Genomic DNA, 23,881 nt, shown 5'->3' on the forward strand with positions numbered 1-23,881 from the left:
AATCATTAGAGGCTTTTTTTGTTTTACGTTGAACGATGAAAGTTTTGGTGTAGATTAACATTGACTATAATTAACACTAACGCCGCGGGTGGCCGTGGGAATACGATTATCAGCATAAATAGCAAGCCCACCGCGTGCGGTTTCTTTGTATTTATCAGACATATCAGCGCCTGTCTGCTTCATGGTTTCAATCGCTTTGTCTAGAGAAACAAAGTGCTGACCATTGCCGCGGCAGGCAAGACGAGCGGCATTGATGGCTTTTACTGCACCCATCGCATTGCGTTCGATACAAGGAACTTGTACCAAGCCGCCAATCGGGTCACAAGTAAGACCCAAATTATGCTCAATGCCAATCTCGGCGGCATTCAAGCATTTGGCTGGCGAGCCACCCATTATCTCAGCCAATGCTGAGCCTGCCATGGCACAGGCTGAACCCACTTCGCCTTGGCAGCCAACCTCAGCACCAGAGATAGAAGCGTTTTGTTTAATTAAGCTACCAATGGCAGTAGCGTTTAATAAAAACTTACGGACGCCATCTTGGTTATAATCGGTTAAAAAATCACGATAATAGTGCAAAACCGCAGGAATAATACCCGCGGCACCATTGGTCGGTGCGGTGACCACTTTACCACCATTGGCATTTTCTTCATTGACGGCAAGGGCATACAAATCGACCCAATCCATCGCTGCGAGCTTATCGGTTTTGGCGATAGGCAAGTCCTTTTCAGCGCATAGTTGCTTATGTAAATCGTGGGCGCGGCGTTTAACATCCAGCCCGCCCGGTAAAATGCCGCTGTTTTTACAACCTTGAGTCACGCAGTCCTGCATCACCTCCCAAATCGTATCTAAATAGCTAAAGATATCTGCTTGATTGCGGTAGTGACATTCGTTGGCGAGTACCAGCTCGCTGATACTTAACCCATGCTCACGGCACTGCTCAAGCAACTCTGCGGCATTATTAAAAGGGTAGGGAACGATATCAATCGTTGGGCTGGCATGATCCTCATCGGGATTATTGGCATCATCTTCGTTGATAACGAAGCCACCACCAACTGAATAATAAGTCTGCTGGTACTTGCTACCATCGGTTAATAACGCGCGGATGGTCAATGCATTCGGATGATAGGGCAACACGGTATCATCGTACCAATACATATCGCGCTCGCTATCGAAGTCTATAATGTGTTTGCCAGACAAATTGAGCTGCTTATCAGTAAAAATAGGCGCTAGATATTCGCCAGTCAAGCGGGTATCAATGGTGCTCGGCGTATGTCCAAGCAAGCCCAAATATATCGCCGTATCGGTTGCGTGTCCTTTACCGGTAGCGGCCAAAGAGCCATAAAGCTCTATTTCAATATTTTTAATCGACGTTAATGCGCTTTGTTTAAGCAATGATGTCAAAAATAAGTTGGCAGCTATCATGGGTCCGACCGTATGAGAGCTCGATGGTCCAATACCAATTTTAAATAAGTCGAAAACACTAATCATAAAAATACCAAGAAATTGTCAGTGCATCAGCGTATGTTATAGATAGGCTTTAGGACTGGTAGGAAAAAAATAATAGATAACGCTCGCAAAAGCCTTGATGAATACAGCACGATGACAAGGTACACGATTATTTAAAGGCGTATTTCAATAGATGAGGCATTTAAATAATATGGGAAAGTTATCTATAGATGTCACTCAGTATAGGCGTACAGGGGACTATTGAATAATAACTTTTATTTATCATAGAACTCCGTTATCATGCTCGCAGCCATTACCTGTGTAACATCCTGTAAGCTCGTCAGTGTTTATTATTTTTGATAGTTCACACGATCTATCTGTTTTCGTCTCGGCTCAATTCATAGTTGTATTTCTCACAGTTTTTTAGCTGACGAGTATTCTCTTAGCTCAAATAGGACAGCGCATGACAACTCCCGAACCTCATTCTCCAAAACCCGAAAATAGCACCCAAGAATCTGCTCCGCATAATGCATTAGAAGCGGCTGGTATTGATGCAACTGCAATGAGCTATCCGCACAATCCAGACTTTGATAATGGTCGTTGGTTTCCAACGTGGCGTCCGTACGGCGGTGATTTGGATCGTGATCCGGTCGGTATCAATGAGTATTTGCCACCAGCAAAGAGCGTTTTGTTAGGTGTGCAGCATACTTTTGCGATGTTTGGGGCGACAGTGCTGGCGCCATTATTAATGGGCTTTGACCCTAATTTAGCCATTTTGATGTCCGGTATTTGTACGGTGATGTTTTTTATGATTACCGGCGGGCGCATGCCAAGTTATTTGGGCTCAAGTTTTGCCTTTATTGGTCCAGTTATTGCGGTGACGGCTTATGCGGGTGTGGGATTCAATGACAATTTGAATGTCGCCTTGGGCGGTATCATGGCATGCGGCATCATTTATGCCTTGATAGGTCTTTTAGTAATGAAGACGGGTACAGGTTGGATTGAGCGCTTGATGCCACCTATTGTTACCGGTGCAATTGTGATGATTATTGGTTTGAATTTAGCGCCAGTGACCATTCAAGGGGTTTCCGCCAACCAGTTTGATGCATGGATGGCGACGCTGACAGTATTACTTATCAGTGGGGTGGCTGTATTTACCCGCGGTATGCTGCGCCGTCTGTTGTTGCTTGTTGGTTTAATTTTGTCGTATATCGCCTATTTTGTCATGACCAATGTGCTTGGCTATGGCGTTCCGATTGACTTTACTGGTGTATCAGCAGCGTCATGGTTTGGCTTGCCAAGTATTCATTCACCGCGTTTTGAGATGAGTGCGATTATATTGATTGCCCCTGTTGCCTTTATTTTAGTGGCTGAAAACTTGGGACATTTTAAAGCAGTAGAAGGCATGACCAAAGCGCGAGTAACGCCTTATATGGGTCGAGCATTTTTTGCTGATGGTTTAGCAACGACGTTTTCGGCAGGTTTTGGTGGCACAGGGGTGACCACTTATGCAGAAAATATCGGTGTCATGGCAGTCACCAAAGTATATAGTACGACGATTTTTGTAGTAGCTGGTTTGGTTGCTATCTTGCTTGGATTATCTCCAAAATTTGGCGCGATTATTCAGACAATACCGGCAGCTTTATTGGGCGGTGCATCTATCGTAGTGTTTGGTTTGATTGCGATTGCAGGGGCAAAAATTTGGATAGACAATCGTATCGACTTTAGTAAAAACAGCAATTTAATCATTGCGGCCGTTACCGTGATTATGGGTACGGGTAATTTTAGCCTGAATCTGGGTGGCTTTGACTTGGGCGGTATTGGTACGGCTACCTTAGCCGCGATTGTGCTTAATGCCTTATTTAACAAACAAAAAGATTAATAGACAAAAAGATTAACCGTCAAAAAGGTGAACTGCTAAAATGATTGATGTTTTAATCATAAAATTAAAAAACTTCATAGAGCGATAAGCAAAAGCCACAATCATTATTGTGGCTTTTATTCGTTATGACGCTTATTTATAAACATTGTTATTTGCTGTGTTCTTTATTTATAGTCACGTTTATAAAACCGTGAAAAAAACCGATAACGTCGTAGCACGCGTGGTTTAGGTTTCAATGAACCTAAATAAATGGCAAACATAGTCAGCAGCGCACCACTCCATTGTAAAGTATTAATGGGTTTATCGAGCCAGCTATAATCAATCACCAAAGCGGCAATGGGCTCGGTTAATAATAGCAACCCTGTCAATGCTAATGACAACTTAGGAATAGAGTAGGCGATAAGCCCCCACGCTAAGCATTGCATCACTGTGCCATAAATCAACACCCACCCAATTTCAGACCACGTATTGGGCAGAATATGACCCATATCAAACACGAACATTGGGATAATCATTGCCACTACGCCGCCGATACTAATCAGTTGCATGAGCATAAATATCGGCGTTGGCTCAGTGTCGTGGGTCTTACGGATAAAGGTCATTGACGCGGCAAGCATAGCGCCTGAGATAATGCCCGTAACGAAACCCCAGGTCGCGGCGGTATTTTGCGCAAACTCAGGGCTGCCTATCATTGCCACGCCTAACATGGCTAGAAATAAACTGATAAGCTGCAAAATAGACTGGCGCTCATTAAAATATAAAAAACCAATGGCTGCTAAAAAGAAAATCTGCAAGCTGTTTAATAAGGTTGAGATACCAGGGCCGACCGCATAAATACTCTCGTGCCATAGTGCCAAATCGAGTCCTAAAAATGCGCCCGATAATAAACCGTAAAAAATAGCCCGTTTTGAGCGCGGTAGTCGTTGCCCCGTCATTTTAGCCAATACAGCGAATACCACACCTGAAATAGCCAGGCGCCAAAATGACATCGCCCAACCACCAATATCGACATGGGCGACAATCAAGCTGCCCAAACCGAAAATAACACAACCAATGACCAAGCCAGTAGCGGCGGAGCGTGAAGCGGCAATAGCCATGCAATATCCTTATCTTATTACTATGATGCTTTTTTAATGGTTTTTATCGTCGTTTGCTAAAGCGGTGACTTAAACAAGCTATATTGTCAGTGTTTTGCACTTGAAATGGAATGGTTTGATACGATTTATTTTATAATGACGGATCACACACTATGTATAAATAAAACAGTCACCTTCTTACAGGAATAGCATTGGCGCAAACGCTGTCATTTGTTACTCTACTGCCTATCTGTATTTGAAATCGGTCATGTTTTAAAGTAGTGATGCTCTTCAAATACTTAACTTAATATACTCAACTTCATATATTCATATAGCCTCTATTATTTTTAGCCTAGGTTTGCTTATGCTGCTACGTTCTATATCAAAACGACAAATAGATTTCTTATCCACATTATCGCCACAACTGCCGCGAGGCAGTTGTGGCGTGCGCCTGTTTGTGATGAGTATAATAGCTGCTACGTTTTTTTTGATGTCAAATGCGCAAGCGGCCAGCTGTAAAATACCCAAAAGTTATTATAAAAATGTCGCTTGTACAGCCAGTAGCGGCTATTTCTTAGCGATCAAAGATTTTGGTGCGCCAGTTGCCTTGATTGATAAACAAGGTAAAAGTGTGGTTGATTTATCCCGCTATCAAAAAGTAGATGCCGATAAAATATCGGGCGGATTGCTACCGGTACTCCATAACGGTCGGGTAGGTTATGTCAATATGCAAGGTCGCGAGGCTATCCCTGCGATGTACGATATGCTCAAGGAGAGTCAAGGTTGGGCGCGTCCCGTCTCTGAAGGTCGCATCGTAGTCAAACAAAACGGTCATTATGGGGTTATCGATACCGCCAATAAGACTATTGTGCCATTTGCCGCTGCAATTAGTGATATAGATGATTATCGCGGCGGGATGACGCGCGTGCGTAAAAACCAAACCATAAGCTGGTTGGATAAAAATGGCAAACCTACGCGTGACTCGAATTCGAACAGTAAGGCTGATAGCCAAACATCGACGACAAGAGCACCTGCTAGTAATAGTAATATTAACAGTAGTAATAATGCTAACGAAAACGCCAAGGAGATGCAGCAATCAGTGGCAACAGGTCGTTTTACCACCCTGCAGCCACGTCAACAAGATGGCAGATGGGGCTTTGTTGACGATGACAATGTCACCATGATTACTTATTCGTTTGATGAGGTGCTTCCATTTTCTGAAGGGTTGGCGGGCGTGCGCATCGATAACGAATGGGGTTTTGTCAACTTAGGCGGCGAGTTAGTGATTCCTTTTCGCTTTGATAATAGCGGCGTGAGCGTAGGCGATAGTTATAAAAACCAGCCAGCATTTGTATTTATAAATGGTAAAGCATGGATTGGTAATTTAAAGAATGGCGATAAGATGTGTATTGACAAAGAGGGCGCTGGTGTCGGTTGTGATTAATGTTTAACACTTATCATTTAATATTGTGATTAAACTCGCAGGTAAAAAAGAGTGTCAGAATTATGGATAATCTATCGCTCCGACACTCTTTTTTATGGTTTATTGATTAACAGTTCTACACTTAAAACACTATTTCTCTAACAGATGACTGCTAATCAAGTCGACCATATAAGGCTGATAATATTCTGGAATATCGTGTGCCATACCTTCGATTAAATGAAATGTTGCATTGGGAATGGTTTTTGCAACCACTCGCCCTTGCGAGGCGGGTAACAGCCCGTCTGCGCTACCGTGCAGAACAATCGTCGGTGCTTTAACTTGCTTACTGTATTTGCTAATTGAGCCTGAGGCCAAAATAGCATTGAGCTGTTGTACGGTACCAAGTGGGTGGAAATTACGCTGATAGCGTATCTTGGCTATGTCACGCACCATGCGTACATTGACGTGTCCTGGCGTACCAACGGTTTTCATAAACCAGACGCTATGACGCACAATATCACGCTCAGAATGGCTCTCAGGACGATTGATGAGGGTATATAACTGCTTGGGCTTGGGCGGTTTTAAAAAGGCGCGATTGGTGGTGGTAAACATCAACGCCAGGCGTTGTACCAAACTTGGATAACGCGCGGCGACAATCTGAGCAATCATACCGCCCATAGAAGCACCAAGTAGATGGGTTTTACTTAGGTGCAAGGCCTTGATTAAACGAGCCGTATCTTCTGCCATATCGGTTAAATTATAAGCAACCTGCGCACCTTTATTCGACAATCCTGTTTGCAGGCGCATCATCATTTTTAACTGACTGATACGTGGTAAACCATCAATCTGTACTTTAGACGACAAGCCGATATCACGATTGTCAAAACGAATCACAAAAAAACCGGCATCGATAAGGCGCTTTATGAAGTTATTTGGCCAAAATATCATTTGTGAGCCAAGTCCCATAATCATGAGTAGAGGTGGATTATTTGGGTTGCCACCCGCCTCAACACACAGCTCGATACCGTCACCAATATCTATCATGGCTTGATGCAGATGCTCGCTTAAGTCTGAAGCATGCCAGTCATGGTCACCAAATTGCTGCCATTCAAGCGTTGGATAATTGCCATTTCCTTCTGCAACCTCAGCTGTTCCCGACGTGTTAGGCGCTTCAGAGATTCCGGGCACAGCGTTAATGGGGTTTGATTCTGTCATGAAGTATCCTATTTAGACGATCGTTGGCTTAAAATTCGAGCATTTCAAAATCAAGCTTGCCAACGCCGCATTCTGGGCAAGTCCAGTCATCTGGGATGTCTTCCCATTTGGTGCCAGGAGCGATGCCTTCTTCAGGACAGCCAAGCGCTTCGTCATATATCCAACCGCAGACAATACATTCATAACGTTTCATAAATAGTCCTATCGATTATTTCCAGTATTACGATTTCCAGTGTTTCTATTACCCATATTAAATAGGTAGTTAATACATGTTTTAAGGTATTTATTAACCATAATAGGCAATATCTAGCTACTAAAAACGCCCATAGTTTAGCATATAACCGTCATTTTCATAGTTAAGTTTACACTTGTATATTGAGATTAACCAGCTTTTATCAAGTTCTTAAGCGTCACTTTAATGGTTTTAGCGATGGTAAGTTTGCCAGTTTTGCCGCCACGATAAAGTCGATTATGCTATAATCCTTGCCACTAAGTTTGCCAATTGATATATCGATTGACTCTGCCATATCATCATCGCAGTCCTATAAGCTAAGGGTTATTATGAGCGCTAATGCCGCCGTTAAAGCAGTAAATACCACAACCGAGTCGTCTCCTACGCTCAATACTGACCATCCATTTTGGCAAGTCATTCGCACAGTACCAGACTTCCCGAAAGTCGGCATTGATTTTTATGATATTACGCCGTTACTACGCAGTCATATTAATGCCGTGATTGACGAGATGCTTGCTGTACTGCCTGCGGGTTTGCTTGATGAGGTGGATTGCTTGGGTGCAGTGGAGGCGCGTGGGTTTGTATTTGCCAGTTTGCTGGCGGGGCGCTTAGGTAAAGGCATGATTTTGCTACGTAAACCTGGCAAGTTACCACCACCAGTCGCTAATAAAGCTTATGCCTTAGAATATGGCAAAGACACGCTTGAGATGCAAAATAATTTGCCACCTGAGCGGGTATTATTGGTCGATGATATCTTGGCTACTGGCGGTACACTGACTACTGCTTATGAGCTGTGCAAGTCTGCTGAGCATACGGTGGTTGGCGCATTGGTATTGTTAGATTTGGTTGATTTACATGGTGAATTTCCTGTACCTGTCTATACGGTTTTAAAAGCTTAGAGAAATGGTTTTTAGCATAATAAAAAGCGCGCTGAATAAATAGTTCAGCGCGCTTTTTTTTGAATTGGATGTACTTTACTTGTTTGTCTTAACTCGTTTTATTTTATGCTATTTAGCTTGCTGGTAATTTTTACAAGCTTGTTCGATGAGCAAGCGACTAATCGTTTTTGGTTTAGTAAGCCTAAAGTCTTTAGTTGTCAGTATCGGTTTATCTGATTGCCAAGATTTTAACACTTTATCATCAGCAGCATAATTCACGTAAGCGCGCTGATAGTAGCTTGCGTCCTTACATGAAATAAGCCATTGTTGGTCGCTATGATGAGTGTTCGTTTGTTTAGTGTCTTTCGGTTTCTCTTTAGCTTCTTTGGTGTCTTTTGTTTCTTTCGCCTCTTCATTTTCTTTTACGCTTTTTGGCGCAGGATAGGTTCTGCGAATCGAGACGGTAATATTTTCGACCTCTTTTTCATCAATAATATGAATATCTGAGCGTTCGATAGAATCCAAATCTAAACTAAAAATAGAGCCAGTCTGACTTTTTGATACCTCTAACCAGTTTGCCGCATAGCCACTCATTGCAAGTGTACTACCTGCTAATATCACTGCTAGCCGTTTCATAATCGAGCCTTGCTTTTTGTTATATTAAGTTGCTCATGATAGCCAACTTAATAGGGGCAGGCAAATTTCTTTTATGACAAGGGGTTCACGCCCAGGCAGTTTCAGTACTGTCTGTTAGCAAGCAAACAAACCCCTAAGAAGCCTAGGACATAATTAACTAGGGCAGTTAATCACGCATGGCTGCTAGCATTTGCGCAAGCTCATCACGTGCACCGATAAAGCCATCAATGCCCTTTGGTAATAAGTCTTGAGTAACGGTATCTTGCTGATAGGCGGCACTGAATTCGTCATGCGTTAAGCTGACTTTGGTCATGTCGGCCAAATCCATGGACATGCTTGGTGACAGTTGGCGCGTGACTTCAACATCCATGGCTGCCAACTCATCAATTAGATTGGGCGCGATGGTCAGTAAATCGCAACCTGCGAGTGCCAATATTTGCTCAGTCGAGCGGAAGCTGGCACCCATCACTTGCGTTTTATAGCCATGCTGTTTGTAATATTGATAAATGAGTTTGACCGATTGCACTCCCATATCATCTGCAGCTGGTACGTTTTGGCGATTTTGTTGACGTTTTTGCCAGTCTAAAATACGACCAACAAAAGGGGAAATCAGCGTCACGCCAGCATCTGCACAGGCAATCGCTTGATGCTGACCGAATAATAAAGTCAGGTTGCAGTGAATACCCTGAGTTTCAAGATAACGTGCTGCTTCAATTCCTTGCCACGTTGCTGCCATCTTAATCAACACGCGCTCTGAGTCGATGCCTGATTTTTGATAGGCTTCCATAAAGCTTAGGGCTTTATCAATGGTGGCTTGGGTGTCATAAGACAAGCGTGCATCGACTTCGGTTGAGACGCGACCTTCAATCAACGCCAGAATATTACAGCCAATTTGAATGGTTAGCTCATCAATCACCGCATCGATATCGCCCCGATGGCGACTCATGGTTTCTGACAGCATGGCCTCATTATCCGGATGAATAAGAGCTTTGGTAATCAGGCTTGGATTGGTAGTGGCATCGATGGGTTTTAGACGCGCAATGGCGGCAAGGTCGCCCGTATCAGCGACAATAGTGGTCATGGTGCGAAGCTGTTGTAATGCGCTCATCAGATATCCTTGGTATGGTCAATTAACGTTGTTATGTTCTTGTTTAGAATGGTTATTCAAGTTTGTACTCCATGATATTTTTTATTTATAAAGCTGTTTATCATGGTGAGGTTTCTAGAGGTTTTGGTTAGTAGTAATGCCTCAAAGATTTTCTTAAGCCTAAACCTATTAGACGTATGCGCTGTTAAAACTATGCGCTGTTAAAATTAGGTGCCTTTAATAAGAGCCTTTAAACTGTATCATAGATTTGAGCGTATGTAGCCCGATAGTTTTACAGCACTTGGTCGTTACAGGGCATAACTGTGCTAAGATTTATAGCAAATTGCCCATTAACGCGCATTTACGAATGGGCACTGTCGATAGTTTTTGCTATAGTAGAGCCGATCAGCTGTTTGCCTCGCGCGAAACATCAAAAGTAAGTATTTATTATTAAAATAAACATATTGAACAGAGAGTCACCCCTAACAGTGATAAAACTCAGTAATAATATTAGAGAAAGGATGGGCGGTAATGATTGAGCAGTCACCAGAGCAAAATGTAGACAATCTAAATCAAATCAATACAAACGATATGGCCAATGAAAAAGAGTTTTTGGATAGTATCCGCCAAAATATCGATGCGGTAGACTGCGAAATACAGACGCTGATTAACAATCGTGCCAAACTGGCTCAGCAAGTGGCAGTCGTGAAAAAAAGCCATATTGCTAATAATCCAACTGCCGACAATACCAATCCTATTTTTTATCGTCCTGAACGTGAAGCGCAAGTGTTAAAGGCGGTCATGGAACGCAATACCGGACCCATCGCTGATGAAAAAATGGCGCGTTTGTTCCGTGAAATTATGTCGGTGTGCTTGGATTTAGAAGCGCCGCAACGTATTGCATTTTTGGGCCCTGTCGGTACCTTTACCCATGCAGCAGCGTTAAAACACTTTGGTAAAGCTGCCGATACTGTGCCACTCAATACCATCACTGACGTCTTTCGTGAAGTTGAAGCGGGCACGGCGATGTATGGTGTGGTGCCAGTCGAAAACTCATCAGAGGGCGTGGTCAACCATACGTTAGATGGCTTTTTATCTTCTACGCTAAAAATAATCGGTGAAGTTGAGCTGCCTATTCACCAGAATTTCTTAGTCGCGGAGCATACCAAACTTGATGGTTTAAGCCGTATTTACTCGCATCAGCAATCATTGGCGCAGTGCCGTCATTGGCTTGATGTTAATTATCCTAATGTCGAGCGTGTGGCGGTATCGAGCAATGGTGAAGCGGCCCGTCGTTTAAAAAACGAGTGGCATTCAGCGGCGATTGCAGGCGATGTGGCGGCGGCAGAGTATGATTTACATAAGCTTTACTCAAACATCGAAGACAATCCAAGTAATACCACGCGTTTCCTCATTATTGGTCACGAGGCGATTGCGCCATCGGGCCAAGACAAAACCTCAATCATGGTCTCAGCGCATGATAAAGCGGGCGCCCTGATCGAAATCCTAAAACCATTGTCCTATCATGGCGTGTCGATGACCAGTATCGAGACACGCCCTGAACGTCCTAATAAATGGGCTTATGTGTTCTTTATTGATATGGATGGGCACATTGAAGACGCAAATGTGAGCGCTGCTATCGCTGATATCCGCCCATTGGTCAAAGATTTGCGCGTACTAGGCTCTTATCCAAAAGCAGTATTGTAAAACTGATTTAATCAAATTGTTTATCAAACGAATAACAGGTATTAACGAACAGTAGATGCGTTATCACCTCTAAGGATAAATCATGCAGTCATCTCATTCGACAGAGTCAAATTTATCACCGCTTGTGCCTGCCTATGACAGTATTCTAGAGCTGATACCTTATCAGACTGGAAAACCAGTTGAAGAGCTGACACGTGAGTATGGCGTCTCAGATGTGGTAAAACTTGCTAGTAATGAGAACCCGAGAGGCTGCTCACCGCACGTTACGCTGGCGATTACCGAACAATTGGGTCAGCTGGCACGTTATCCTGATGGCAATGGTTATTATCTAAAACAAGCGCTTGCTGATTTTAACGATGTCCGTGTCGACCAGATTACCTTGGGCAATGGCTCTGATGATTTGCTTGATATTTTAGCACGTAGCTTTGCTGGTGCTGACGATGCCATCATTTACAGTCAGTATGCTTTTATCGTTTATCCGATGCTGGCTAAAATGCAAGGGGCGACAGGTATAGAAGTACCTGCTCATCGCTTTGGTCATGATCTAAAGGCGATGAGTGAGGCAGTTCAAGACAATCCTAATACCAAAATGGTGTTTATCGCCAATCCTAATAACCCAACCGGCACCCAGCTTGCGCATCAAGAGTTGCAAGCGTTTATGGCCAGTGTGCCACGCTCGGTATTGGTGGTATTAGATGAAGCCTATATCGAATATAGCCCTGAGAGTAATAATCGGGCGCTGTTAGATGAGTTTGATAACGTGGTCATCGTACGTACCTTTTCCAAAGCTTATGGACTGGCGGGCTTGCGTGTTGGCTATGCGTTAAGCTCAGTGCCAGTCGCTGATTTACTCAATCGAATTCGTCAGCCATTCAATGTGAGCAGAGTGGCGCTAGCTGCTGCCGCTGCGGCGCTTAACGACCAAGATTTCATTGAAAAAACGAGGCTTACTAACCAAGAACAAATGCGCTGGTTAGAAAAGCAGTTTGATGCCTTGGGACTAGGGTTTATCAAGTCGCATGCCAACTTTATTATGGTTGAAATAGAAGTCGAGATGGAAGACATAACAGCGGCTTCTATTCATCAAGCATTGCTAGAGCAGGGCGTTATCGTGCGTCCATTAGAAGGTTATGGCTTGCCTAATTGGTTGCGTATTACGGTAGGGATTGCAGAAGATAACATGCGTCTGATTGATACGCTGCGCTCCATATTGACCGACGATTAAATAATATTGCGAAGGGTTTTTTAAAGTCAGTTAATTAGCCACTAAATTTTATAAAATGAATGTCAGTTTGCTTTATCTAAAAAGACGTTTATTTGTTCAAAGAGAAATGCCGTGAGTCGCCAGCAAAGCAATCAAAACAATAATATGCAATCCATTAATACTCAGCCGCCGTTATTTAAGCAAGTTTGTGTTATCGGTCTCGGGTTAATTGGTGCCAGCCTTGCCCAAGCCATTAAAGACAATGGTTTGAGTGAGCGATTGGTGGCGGTTGATAGACATGCGCCAAGCATCGACGAAGCCATTCAGCACGGTTTGCTAGATGCTGGTAGTGCCGTCTTAAGTGAAATAGTATCGGGCAGTGACCTGATTGTCATCGCCGTACCAGTGCAAGCGGTGCAAGCCGTGTTTGTCGATATCAAAGCTGCCATGGATAATGGGCAGATTTCTTCTGATTGCATCATCACTGACGTCTGTAGCACCAAAGGTAATATCATTGATGCAGCAAAAGCGGTCTTTACTTCGCTACCAACTGGCTTTGTACCAGCGCATCCGATTGCTGGCGCTGAAAATTCAGGGTATCATGCCAGGCGCGCCACATTATTTATCAATCATAGCGTTATTATTTGTGAGCTCTCAACGACAAACCCTTGGGCGATTTCTAATCTGCGTCAGTTATGGGAAGCGGTAGGTGCGACTGTCATGTCAATGGATGCTGAGCATCATGATGCTATCTTAGCGCATACCAGTCATTTACCGCATCTGCTGGCATTTAATTTGGTCGAGCAGCTGGCGAGTCATGATGATAATTTAGATATGTTTCGTTATGCAGCGGGCGGCTTTCGCGACTTTAGCCGCATCGCTGCCAGTGACCCTAAAATGTGGCATGATATATTTTTTGCCAACCAAAGCGCAATCGTAAGCGCCCTTGATGAGTATGGCGTTTATTTACAGACCATACGCCAGCTTATCATTGATAAAGATTCAACCGCCCTGATGGGACTTTTGGGCCGCGCGCAAGCCGCACGGCGACATTTTGGCCATATGTTAGCCAGCACCCCTTATACGGATACTCCTGCTATGTCAGCTTCTTATATCATTACCCCTAGCAACACCGTTTCTGGCACCATTACCATTCCTGGTGATAAGTCTATCTCTCATCGCAGTATTATGCTCGGTAGCCTTGCAACAGGCGTCACCAAGGTCACTGGATTTTTGGAAGGGGAAGACGCGCTTGCTACTTTGCAAGCGTTCCGAGATATGGGCGTGACCATTGAAGGTCCTGATAATGGGCAGTTAACTATTCACGGTGTTGGTATGAACGGTCTAAAGCCAAGTAAAACGCCATTATATATGGGCAACTCAGGCACCAGTATGCGTCTGCTAGCGGGTATCTTAGCCGCACAGTCATTTGATAGTGTATTAACAGGTGATACCAGCTTAAACAAGCGCCCAATGGAGCGTGTGGCAGCACCGCTACGTGACATGGGTGCGGTCATTCAAAGTACGGGTCATAGTGGCACAGCGCCACTTAGTATCACTGGTCGAGATAGTGTTGGCAAACCTCTACAAGGCATAGAGTATGATATGCCGGTTGCTTCTGCGCAGATTAAATCTTGCTTATTACTGGCTGGACTGTGGGCAGAAGGCACAACAACTGTGATTCAGCCTGAAATCAGTCGAGACCATACCGAGCGTATGCTCTCAGCCTTTGGTTATCCCGTTACCGTTGATGGCAATCGTATCAGTGTTGAGGGCGGTGGTAAACTCACAGGCGGTGACATCGCGGTCCCTGCTGATATCTCATCAGCGGCATTCTTTATGGTCGCTGCGGCTATCAGTCAAGGCAGCGAGTTGACCTTGAAGCAAGTTGGCATTAATCCAACGCGTACCGGTATTATTGATATTCTAAAGTTGATGCAAGCGGATATCAGCCTGAGTAATGAGACTCATGTCGGTGGTGAACCAGTAGCAGATATCACTATTCGTGGCTCAAACTTGGTCGGTATAGAAATACCTGAGTATCTGGTGCCGCTCGCGATTGATGAGTTTCCAGTATTGTTCATTGCTGCCAGCTGCGCCCAAGGTCGTACGGTGTTAACGGGTGCAAAAGAGCTGCGCGTTAAAGAGTCAGATCGTATTGCCGTCATGGCAGATGGTCTACAAACCCTTGGTATTGATTGTACCGTTACCGAAGATGGTCTAATTATTGAAGGTAAAGGGATTGAAGGCAAGGGCAATAATACTGATATCAATGAAGTGAATAATAGCCAACCTGTCTTTGATGGCGGACATATTACCTCGCACCATGACCATCGTATCGCGATGAGCTTTGCTGTAGCTAGTCTGCGTGCATCCAAGCAGATTACGATTGAAGGTGTTGAGACCGTCAACACCAGCTTCCCAGGATTTGCTGAGCTTGCCAACCAAATCGGTATGTCTATCCAAGTGGATAAGGGTGCGGCTTAAGGTCATGTCAATATGATAAGCCTTATTATTTGCTTTTAAAGTATTAGTTTTTGAAGTTTTGGTCTCTGAAGTATTGAGTCTTAAAGTTCTGTATGTCGGGATTCAATACAGTCTAAAAGGTTATTTATAAACCTTTATGTAAAATTTTTTTTAAAGTTGTTTTTTTAAAGTCGTTTTTTTAAAGTTATTGTCGTGAGCAATGTGTTGATACTTAACGAGTATTAACGCATTGCTTTTTACTTTCTACCCTATATGTAGTAACCCTGCGCTCTTACCGCTAAGTTTTCATTATTGATAAATAATAAATAAGTAAGGTCGCGCTTTGCTCTAATTTAAGTTGTCTTGTCTTATGACCACTCAAAATGTTGTCAAAAAACCAGTCGTTCCTATTAAAACCACACGAAGTGGTATCATAACTGCGCTGATCGCTTTTTGTATATGGGGCGCATTTCCTTTATATTTTAAACAATTAGCCGCTTATAACGCCACAGAAATCATCGGTCATCGCATTGTTTGGACGTTTGCCTGTTTGCTTATTGTCGTAGTCGTGACCAAGCGCTGGCAATGGATAGAGACTTTAAAGCGAAATCCAAAGTGGATAGGATTGACCTTTTTGTCAGGTATTATTATCGCCACCAACTGGCTGACTTACGTATGGGCGGTTAATCACGATCAAATACTTGAGGCAAGCTTAGGATACTTTATCGGACCGCTCGTTGGGGTGGCGCTATCGATGATTTTATTCAAAGAGCGCCTGCGACCTTTGCAATGGGTCGCGATTGGGTTTGCGCTATTATCTGTGGTCATTCAAGTAGTGATGCTCGGTAGCTTGCCATGGTTATCACTTATTCTTGCTTTTAGTTTTAGTACTTATGGCACGATTCAGCGCCAAACGCCACTGACTGCAGTCGATGCAATGTTTGTTGAAACGACGATGCTGGTACCTATATTTATTTGGTGGTTTTGGCAAGCGGATGTTGTGAGTAGTCAGCTGAGCTTTTGGTTTACGCCCAATATTTGGCTGTTGATGCTGGCAGGTCCGATTACTTTAATACCGTTACTGTTATTTAATAGATCGACTAAGCTAGTTGCTTATAGTATTTTAAGCTTTATGAATTATCTGACGCCGACCTTTATTTTCTTCTTAGCCGTATTCTATTATAAAGAGCCTTTTGACCTAAACCGTTTAGCCGTCTTTGGTTTGATTTGGCTCGGGCTATTACTATTCAGTATTGATTTGTGGCGTCATCGTCCTAGTAAAGCGTTAAAAGCTGAGCGCTTGCGCGAAGAAGCGTTGCAGCAGAGTAAGTGAAAAACAACAAAGTAAATAAAATTTCGAGCTAAAGACTTAAATTAAAAAGCTCAGTTAAAAAATTAATAATTAAGGATGAGTGCATGTTTCATACCGAATCTGATGTGGTATTTGTCAAAGGTTTAACAGTAGAAGCAGTCATCGGTGTTTATGCATGGGAGCGCGCTATTACGCAGCCGCTCCTGATTGATATTGCGCTCGAGACGGATATTAGTAAAGCTGCTGTTTCAGACGATGTTAAGGATGCGCTGAATTATAAAGCGGTCTGTGACGATGTGAGCGAATGGTGCCAAGCGATTAAGGCACAGTTGCTTGAGCATTTGGCTGGTCAAATCGCTGATAAGCTACTCGCAAAATACAACTGTCATAAAATAACGTTAAGCGTTGCCAAGCCGACTGCTATCAAGCAGGCTGATGCGGTTGGAGTACAAATCACACGTTATGCAAAAGCCAGTACTAACAAGCCAACTGCAAGCAAGGGCGATGACGTTTAAGATGCATAAAAATTTGGCTAATCTGAATCTTGATGACTTAAAAAAGTATGCGCCTGAACAGCTGCAAACGCATTCTGTGAGGGCGCTGCTATTGGCTTTGGGTAGTAATTATCAAGCAGAAAAACACTTAGCCCGCGTTCGAGGAACGTTAGCCGATTTAGGTGAAATACAACTCTCGACGGCGTTTCAAAATCCTGATTTTACAGCAACACCTGAGCTGCCAAAACCTGATTATACCAATCAGTGTGTTTATTTAACCCTTACATCTGCCATGACCTTGCAACAGTTGCAGCAGACTTTTAAAAAGTTTGAAAGTGATTGCAACAGGCAGCGTTTAACGGAAGCGCAAACGTCAATAAAACGCCCGATAGAAATAGTCACCATGGATATCGATATTCTACTGATAGAAACTGCTTTTAATAAGAATAGCCTAAGCAAAAAAGAAATATCCAAAAGCCCAAAGCAATGGGTAATCATGGCGGATAGATATCCATTTAAGGCGCATGAAAGAGCAGGAGTTGAGGAATTAATTTCGAATGGGCTTTAAAGAGGTTAAATTAAGCGGCTGAAATTTTATTAAGAATTAAGCTATTGAAGGCTTAGTATTCGATAGCTTAGTATTTTTCTGAAAAAAATCTCAAAATAAAAGCTAGGCGAAATGCCTAGCTTTTATTTAACTCACATGGTTTAGATTGAAAATTCTTATTGCGCCGTTAAACCACCATCAACGATAAACTCCGAACCTGTTGAGTAGCTTGAATCATCTGACGCTAAGAATAGCACCATGCCGCTGACTTCTTCTGGCTGAGCCACACGTCTCATCGGAATAGTTTTGGCAAAAGCTTCAACCGCATCTTTGGTATCACCTTGCATAATCATCGGTGTGGCAATGACGCCTGGATGAATGGAGTTCACGCGAATGCCATGAGGGGCACACTCTAATGCTGCCGCTTTGGTCATACCGCGTACCGCAAACTTAGAATCGGTATAGCCAATTGCACCGCCAACCAAACCGTTAATCGATGAGATATTGATGATAGAGCCTTGTTTAGCGGCTTTCATGGTTGGAATAACCGCTTTCATGCCTAAAAAGACTGATATTTGGTTAATCTCTAGAATCTTGCGATACTCTTCTACTGAAGTATCTAAAATGGATTTGTGAGTGGTAATGCCTGCATTATTGACCAAGACATCAATACGTCCAAAACGCGCTTCAGTCTGCTCAACGACTTGCTTCCAATCCTGCTCGCTAGTAACATCATGCTTAATAAATAGCGCATCAGCGCCAAGCTCTTTAGCCAAGGCGTCGCCTTTATCAAAATTGATATCGGTCAAGACCACTTTTGCACCTTCTTGCATACATAAACGCGCATGAGTTTCGCCCATACCTTGGGCGGCACCAGTGATAATGATAACTTTATCTTGTAAACGAGCCATGAGTTTTCCTGTTTTTTTAGTTATGAATAATGAGAGAGTATAGGACAGAATCGCTAAATACTCCTTAGTAATTATGAAACCAAAAGTCAATGCTTTATGTTTTTAAAAGATATAGTCAAAACATCCTAAAAACGCTACGGTATTACTGATATCAATTTTTTGTAGCCTCTGTCTGCGCAGGCACAGCAAACAAGAAAAATTGATATCAGCAGTGCGTGATGTATTGATATTACTTTTCACTGACTATAGCTTTGAATATAGCTTTTGGCTGATTTTTTTAAATAATGTAGTGAGGAAATAATGTACAACGACATATTAAATTTCTGTTTTAATGAGGCGGGTAGTGAGAAGTTTTTTGAGAAAGACGAGAATTTTGATAAATTACTAATAGAGCGGTACAGCGATATACTTGAGCAAGCGACGGCTGCAGAGTTTTATACATGGCGAAGCAGCATAAAAGGGCGTTTAGCAGAAATTATTATATTGGATCAGTTTTCGCGCAATATTTACCGTGATACGCCAGCGGCTTTTGCCCAAGATGCGATGAGTCTCGCGCTCGCGCAAGAAGCGGTTGCTGCCGGTGCATTAGAGGCGCTTGAAACGATGGATGAACGTAAGTTTTTGTTGATGCCCTATATGCACAGCGAATCAAAACTGATCCATCAGCAAGCAGAAAAGCTATTTAAGCAATATACCAATGCAGACACCGTGGATGCTGAGCTTAAACATAAAGTGATTATCGATCGTTTTGGTCGTTATCCACATCGTAATGACATTTTAGGACGAGTTTCTAGTAGCGAAGAAGTAGAGTTTTTGACGCAGCCTGACTCGTCATTTTTATAAACGTTGTCTGTTAAATAGTTAGTCGATAAAGCTTTATTTATCAATTGGTTAAAATAGAAAAAGAGGCTCCCTTTTGAACTGACCCCCATAAGTTGGACACAACTTATGAGGGTATTTTCATGCGTTACGATCTATAATTTAAGATGCAAGTCATCACATACTATCGGCAAGGCCATAGTAGTCATGCCACCGCTAAGAAGTTTAACGTCAATCCAGAGTTTGTACTCAAATGGGTTAAGCAATACCAAAGCGGTGGCATAAATACCATTAAGCCAAAGACAAGTAAGGCCAAATACAGCAGTGAGTTTAAACATCACGTGATTACCACCATGCTTAAGGAAGAATTAAGTCAATCCGAGGTCGCTCTAACGTTTGATATCAGCTCACCGGCCTTAATTAGCCACTGGCACAAAGCGTATCGGCTTTATGGTATGTCTGGACTAATATCCAAACGTAAAGGTAGAACCGCCATGAGTAAACCCTTTATTACAGACAAACCTGATGATGAAAAGACGCCCGCAGAGCTTAAGCGTGAACTGGAATATTTGTGTGCAGAGAATGCTTACCTAAAAAAGCTCGATGCCTTGCTCAAAGCGGAGGAACAAGCAGGCAAAAAGCAAGGCTCATCGAAGCACTAAGACAAGAGCACCCTTTATCTGCTTTGCTAAACATCACTAAGATGGCTAAGAGTGTCTTTTACTACCATAGGTGTCAGTTTGATGTTAAAGACAAATATGCAGACTTAAAACATCATATTGCTCAGATATACCACAAGCACAAAGGTAGGTATGGTTATCGTAGAGTCACGGCGGCGCTAAAGCAGTTAGGGGTTTATCATAACCATAAGCTCATCGCTAAGCTTATGCATGACATGAAGCTTAGCGCAAAGATAAGACGTCAGAAGTACCGATCTTACAAAGGACAACAAGGCAAGATTGCGAAGAACTATTTAAAGCGCCAGTTTCATGCAGATAAACCAAATAAGCGCTGGCTCACCGATATTACTGAGTTTAAGGTGGGTGACGATAAGCTGTATTTGTCGCCCATACTTGATTGTTATAACAATGAGATTGTCAGTTATACACTCTCAAAGCGCCCGACTTATGACTTAGTGAGTAATATGCTAGGGCGGGCTTTAGCAAAGACGAAAGTGTGTCGTGATAAGACACTCATGCTACATTCTGATCAAGGATGGCATTATCAAATGAGACCGTTTGGAGTGGTGCTTAAACAGCATGGTATTAAGCAAAGTATGAGCAGAAAAGGCAATTGCTTAGATAACGCACTGATGGAAGGGTTCTTCGGTACGCTGAAGTGTGAGACGATTTATATTGAAAAACCTCAAACGATTGAGGATTTAGAACAACAGATTCACGAGTATATTCATTATTACAACAATGAGCGTATTCAGATGAAACTAAAAGGACTGAGTCCTGTGCAATACAGAACTCAGTCCTTGGGGTAAACTAAACCGTCCAATATTTGGGGGTCAGTTCATTTGGCCTCTTTTTTATTCAGTATTGACGACAGCTAGCAGATTACTCCTGCTCAGTGCCTATATCGTCCATATCACTTTTACCAATCACATCCAAGTCCTCTAAGCACAATTTATCGTATTGTTTTTTGCAAAAATCTGGATCTATTTTACACATAGCGGCTTGCAGTTGGTCGAGTCGATTTTCTGATTGCTGAATATGCTCGAGCATTTTAGCAAAAGCTTCAGCAACAGGATCTTGTGAAGAGGGGTCAATCCCATAAGCCTGAAACGCTGTCGCTCGTGCTGTGCTAGAAGCGGCGCTTTTAGCCTGATGATGAGCAGTTGTGCCTGCTTGCGCGGCTTTTTCTTGTTGTTTGGCGTCATCTACTTTGGCCGTAATAGGATTGCCTTTTTCGTCATGATGGTCTGAGATCATACGGGCGGCACTACCGACCATCGTCGCACCGGCTGGCACTGCTTTTACCACCACGGCATTTGAGCCAATTTTAGCGCCTTTACCGACCGTGAAAGGCCCTAATACTTTGGCACCGGCACCGACAATGACACCGTCTTCTAAAGTAGGGTGACGTTTGCCATTATTCCATGAGACACCGCCAAGGGTCACGCCGTGATAAAGCGTAACGTCGTTGCCAATCTCAGCCGTCTCACCAATCACCACGCCAACACCATGATCAATAAAAAAGCGCTTACCGATTTTTGCAGCAGGATGAATCTCAATGCCAGTGACGATACGCGAGCCGTAAGAAATCACGCGCGCGGCAAGTTTTTGCTCATTTTGCCAGAGACAATGCGCGCCACGATGTAAAATGAGGGCGTGGATGCCAGGGTAGGTCAAGATGACTTCTAGGCTATTACGCGCTGCAGGGTCGCGATTGAATACCGCTTCAATATCTTCTTTTAGGTCTTTTTTGATATTGACAAGCGATTTGAACAAGGTGGTTGGCAATGACATAAAGCGTCCTATTGTTTTTTAATGACAATCTCTTTAGTTATAGCAGTTTCGAAGTACAAAATATAGTAATGAGTGATAAATTAAAACAGAGGGTCTGTAGATAAAACGCCCATTACCGACGATTTATCGGTGACAAGCAGGTGTCATTTAGCTGTCACTGGTCACATATTTTAGCAGCTCGACAACCTGCTCAGGTGTTTGTGCCCATGCCATTGCTGCCGCATCCACTTCTTTCAGAGGATGAATAATATCTTCAGCATGCAAGGTGATATAAGGCTTGCCCAGTGCAGCGCAGTAACCTGCGTCAAAGGCGGCGTTCCATTGTTTGTATTTATCACCAAAGCGAATGATAGCGATATCACATTTTTGAATCATATTTTTGGTACGAATGGCATTAACCTTTGATGACTGATGGTCGCGCCAGAATTCATTGTCATTTTCACCCAACACATCACCAGCCGCGTCGCTGGCTTCATGTTCGGTCACAGCGGATGTAAAGGTAATAGCAAGACCATGGGCTTTCGCGCCTTGCATGATTTTTTGGCGCCAGTCGCTGTGTATTTCTCCAGATAAATAAACCGTCCAATTCATTGTTCACTCCTTTTTATTATTCAACCATCTGACTTGCAAAACAGTAAGGCTACTGCTGCTAATGCTAATGCCAATGCCAAGCACTCAATGCCTTAAAATCAATTTCCTAAAATCAATGCTCTAAACCTTGCAAATTATAAATTTTAGTCCTTTGCAAGCTTAGCAATTAAAGCACTAAGTAGCTGGTACTCTTTCTGATCAAGCTGAACGCGTGAGCCAAGGCGTGATAGTCGCGAGGGTAAAGACTTTAGGTTTTCGCTATCGGCCAGTCCGCGCTGAACCATCAGCTCTGTCGTGCGATGAGTCAGCTGTTGCAGTTGTTGCTGGCTAATGGCAGGCTCATCCCATTGTTGACGCAGATGCACGTCTAATGTTGGCTGTAATGTTGTATTTTTATCATTATCTAGGCTGTTAATAGTCGTTTGAGCATGGGTCTGCGCATAAGCAAAGATAAAGCTGGCAATCACTTGTACCGCGGAGGCAACATTTAGCACGGGATAAGCAGGATTGGCATCTATTTGAATATGATAATCAGCGTAAGCCAGCTCTTCATTGGTTAAACCGCGGTCTTCACGCCCAAATAAGATAGCAATATTTGGCTTATTTGTAGATTGAGAATTTTCACTCAATTTAGTGTTTTCATTATTATCAGCTACATCGAAAGCGGTTTGCTTATCGATAAAATCCAATATGATTTTGGCAGCTTGCGTCGGCGTCACCACAGGGCGCGGTAAGTGGCGGCTACGACTGCTGGCCGCAAATACCAGCTGGCAATCCGCTATCGCCGATTCTAACGTCGGCGCTATAGTTGCTGATGATAATAAGTCACTGCCACCGGCGGCATGCGAAATACTGGTCTCATCAATAGGCAGTTTAGGGTCAACGACGGTCAAACGCGATAAACCCATAGTGTGCATGGCGCGAGCTGCTGAACCAATATTGGCAGGCAATGTGGTATTGACCATGACGATTTGCACGCAAGACAAATAGTCGCTTACCGTATGATTGACAGTCGAGCTTGCTAAGATTGAGGAAGAATCGTGACTCATTACAACCCCAATCTTTGCTTGATTTCTTGCTCAACACGTTGCAAAGCCACTGCAACCGCTTCAATCAATTGAGCTTGTTCGGCGATAAGACACTCACGGCAAGCTTCTTGCAATTGCCCACTAAGATGCATCAATTGAGTTGCGCCCAAATTTGCACTGGCACCTTTTAGCGCATGAGAAATTTCATAGCCATTAGCGTTGTCATCTTTTTGTTGGGCGCTTCTTAAGTTAGTAATTCGCTGCTGACTGTCGGTAAAATACACTTGTATCAAGTCAACAAAGTCTTCTTCTAACAAGTCACGCATGTCATCAAATTGCTCGTCATTGATAATCTCGTCAATTTTAGTATTCATATTATTATTTGGGTTTTCAGTCATGATCATGTGTCCAATATATTGAAAGTTAAAGCAGCAAAGTTAATCATCATAAAGC

At 43.2% G+C, this 23,881-nt stretch carries 23 protein-coding genes; 12 read left to right on the plus strand and 11 right to left on the minus strand.

The genetic code is table 11. The features are described 5' to 3' along the window. Positions 1–54 precede the first annotated feature (54 nt). Positions 55–1,488 carry an L-serine ammonia-lyase gene (locus tag JMX13_RS04055; protein ID WP_201609856.1) on the minus strand — a complete coding sequence of 478 codons (1,434 nt, stop codon included), beginning with the start codon at positions 1,486–1,488 and terminating at the stop codon, positions 55–57. A 520-nt stretch (positions 1,489–2,008) separates the two neighbouring features. On the opposite strand from JMX13_RS04055, the gene JMX13_RS04060 reads away from it, so the two are divergent. Next, entirely contained in the window at positions 2,009–3,328 is a 1,320-nt protein-coding gene (locus JMX13_RS04060) for a solute carrier family 23 protein (RefSeq protein ID WP_265088394.1), read from the plus strand. Between the two features lie 164 nt (positions 3,329–3,492). On the opposite strand, the gene JMX13_RS04065 is transcribed toward JMX13_RS04060, so the two are convergent. Continuing rightward, on the minus strand, positions 3,493–4,425 hold the full coding sequence (locus tag JMX13_RS04065; protein ID WP_201609860.1) for a DMT family transporter: 933 nt from the start codon (positions 4,423–4,425) through the stop codon (positions 3,493–3,495). Positions 4,426–4,768: 343 nt separating this feature from the next. Here JMX13_RS04065 and JMX13_RS04070 point away from each other — a divergent pair, with 343 nt between their 5' ends. Beyond that, the gene (locus JMX13_RS04070; protein WP_201609862.1) at positions 4,769–5,848 is read left to right on the plus strand and encodes a WG repeat-containing protein; all 1,080 of its coding nucleotides are present in this window, start codon (positions 4,769–4,771) and stop codon (positions 5,846–5,848) included. A gap of 129 nt (positions 5,849–5,977) precedes the next feature. Here JMX13_RS04070 and JMX13_RS04075 read toward each other — a convergent pair whose 3' ends face one another. Both JMX13_RS04075 and rubA read right to left on the minus strand, forming a co-directional pair. After that, positions 5,978–7,042: an alpha/beta fold hydrolase gene (locus JMX13_RS04075; RefSeq protein WP_227686209.1), complete on the minus strand. Its 1,065-nt coding sequence runs from the start codon at positions 7,040–7,042 to the stop codon at positions 5,978–5,980. A gap of 28 nt (positions 7,043–7,070) precedes the next feature. Continuing rightward, complete coding sequence (gene rubA, locus JMX13_RS04080; RefSeq protein WP_201609864.1) at positions 7,071–7,235, minus strand: rubredoxin RubA; 165 nt, start codon at positions 7,233–7,235, stop codon at positions 7,071–7,073. 368 nt (positions 7,236–7,603) lie between these two features. Between rubA and JMX13_RS04085 the strand changes: the two genes are divergently transcribed. After that, positions 7,604–8,173, plus strand: coding sequence for an adenine phosphoribosyltransferase (locus tag JMX13_RS04085; protein WP_201609866.1), 570 nt, complete (start codon positions 7,604–7,606; stop codon positions 8,171–8,173). A 108-nt stretch (positions 8,174–8,281) separates the two neighbouring features. Here JMX13_RS04085 and JMX13_RS04090 read toward each other — a convergent pair whose 3' ends face one another. Next, a complete protein-coding gene (locus JMX13_RS04090; RefSeq protein WP_201609868.1) occupies positions 8,282–8,788 on the minus strand; it encodes a hypothetical protein in 507 nt (168 codons plus the stop codon). Positions 8,789–8,954: 166 nt separating this feature from the next. Then, positions 8,955–9,896 (minus strand): transaldolase, encoded by a 942-nt coding sequence (locus tag JMX13_RS04095; protein WP_201609870.1) that lies wholly within the window; start codon positions 9,894–9,896, stop codon positions 8,955–8,957. Positions 9,897–10,466: 570 nt separating this feature from the next. Between JMX13_RS04095 and pheA the strand changes: the two genes are divergently transcribed. The 6 genes from pheA (at position 10,467) to JMX13_RS04125 (ending at position 17,626) form a co-directional block, all read left to right on the plus strand. Continuing rightward, complete coding sequence (gene pheA, locus JMX13_RS04100) at positions 10,467–11,582, plus strand: prephenate dehydratase (RefSeq protein WP_227686218.1); 1,116 nt, start codon at positions 10,467–10,469, stop codon at positions 11,580–11,582. An 82-nt stretch (positions 11,583–11,664) separates the two neighbouring features. After that, positions 11,665–12,807 carry a histidinol-phosphate transaminase gene (hisC, locus tag JMX13_RS04105; protein WP_201609874.1) on the plus strand — a complete coding sequence of 381 codons (1,143 nt, stop codon included), beginning with the start codon at positions 11,665–11,667 and terminating at the stop codon, positions 12,805–12,807. Positions 12,808–12,951: 144 nt separating this feature from the next. Continuing rightward, positions 12,952–15,273 (plus strand): bifunctional prephenate dehydrogenase/3-phosphoshikimate 1-carboxyvinyltransferase, encoded by a 2,322-nt coding sequence (locus tag JMX13_RS04110; RefSeq protein ID WP_201610036.1) that lies wholly within the window; start codon positions 12,952–12,954, stop codon positions 15,271–15,273. A gap of 349 nt (positions 15,274–15,622) precedes the next feature. Then, positions 15,623–16,585, plus strand: a complete 963-nt coding sequence (gene rarD / locus JMX13_RS04115) for an EamA family transporter RarD (RefSeq protein WP_201542997.1) — start codon at positions 15,623–15,625, stop codon at positions 16,583–16,585. A gap of 83 nt (positions 16,586–16,668) precedes the next feature. Next, positions 16,669–17,079 (plus strand): dihydroneopterin aldolase, encoded by a 411-nt coding sequence (gene folB / locus JMX13_RS04120; RefSeq protein ID WP_201609876.1) that lies wholly within the window; start codon positions 16,669–16,671, stop codon positions 17,077–17,079. Between the two features lies 1 nt (position 17,080). Then, the gene (locus JMX13_RS04125; protein ID WP_201609878.1) at positions 17,081–17,626 is read left to right on the plus strand and encodes a 2-amino-4-hydroxy-6-hydroxymethyldihydropteridine diphosphokinase; all 546 of its coding nucleotides are present in this window, start codon (positions 17,081–17,083) and stop codon (positions 17,624–17,626) included. 155 nt (positions 17,627–17,781) lie between these two features. Here the strand turns inward: JMX13_RS04125 and JMX13_RS04130 are convergent, their stop codons facing one another. Beyond that, complete coding sequence (locus JMX13_RS04130; protein ID WP_201609880.1) at positions 17,782–18,516, minus strand: glucose 1-dehydrogenase; 735 nt, start codon at positions 18,514–18,516, stop codon at positions 17,782–17,784. Positions 18,517–18,816: 300 nt separating this feature from the next. On the opposite strand from JMX13_RS04130, the gene JMX13_RS04135 reads away from it, so the two are divergent. From JMX13_RS04135 to JMX13_RS04145, 3 genes are all read left to right on the plus strand, one after another. Further along, complete coding sequence (locus tag JMX13_RS04135; RefSeq protein ID WP_227686210.1) at positions 18,817–19,359, plus strand: DUF924 family protein; 543 nt, start codon at positions 18,817–18,819, stop codon at positions 19,357–19,359. A gap of 143 nt (positions 19,360–19,502) precedes the next feature. After that, complete coding sequence (locus JMX13_RS04140; RefSeq protein ID WP_227686211.1) at positions 19,503–19,997, plus strand: helix-turn-helix domain-containing protein; 495 nt, start codon at positions 19,503–19,505, stop codon at positions 19,995–19,997. Beyond that, positions 19,907–20,824, plus strand: a complete 918-nt coding sequence (locus JMX13_RS04145) for an IS3 family transposase (RefSeq protein WP_201609882.1) — start codon at positions 19,907–19,909, stop codon at positions 20,822–20,824. Before JMX13_RS04140 ends, JMX13_RS04145 begins: the two co-directional genes overlap by 91 nt. A gap of 73 nt (positions 20,825–20,897) precedes the next feature. On the opposite strand, the gene cysE is transcribed toward JMX13_RS04145, so the two are convergent. From cysE to JMX13_RS04165, 4 genes are all read right to left on the minus strand, one after another. After that, entirely contained in the window at positions 20,898–21,770 is an 873-nt protein-coding gene (gene cysE, locus JMX13_RS04150) for a serine O-acetyltransferase (protein ID WP_413786301.1), read from the minus strand. Positions 21,771–21,956: 186 nt separating this feature from the next. Continuing rightward, a complete protein-coding gene (locus JMX13_RS04155) occupies positions 21,957–22,400 on the minus strand; it encodes a YtoQ family protein (RefSeq protein WP_201609886.1) in 444 nt (147 codons plus the stop codon). A 143-nt stretch (positions 22,401–22,543) separates the two neighbouring features. Next, a complete protein-coding gene (locus JMX13_RS04160; protein WP_201609888.1) occupies positions 22,544–23,449 on the minus strand; it encodes an RNA methyltransferase in 906 nt (301 codons plus the stop codon). Further along, entirely contained in the window at positions 23,449–23,826 is a 378-nt protein-coding gene (locus tag JMX13_RS04165) for an Hpt domain-containing protein (RefSeq protein WP_201609889.1), read from the minus strand. The genes JMX13_RS04160 and JMX13_RS04165 overlap by 1 nt, the downstream gene beginning before the upstream one ends. Positions 23,827–23,881: the final 55 nt, after the last annotated feature.

It is taken from the genome of Psychrobacter immobilis (genome assembly GCF_904846285.1).
GTDB classification, from domain to species: Bacteria; Pseudomonadota; Gammaproteobacteria; order Pseudomonadales; family Moraxellaceae; genus Psychrobacter; species Psychrobacter immobilis_D.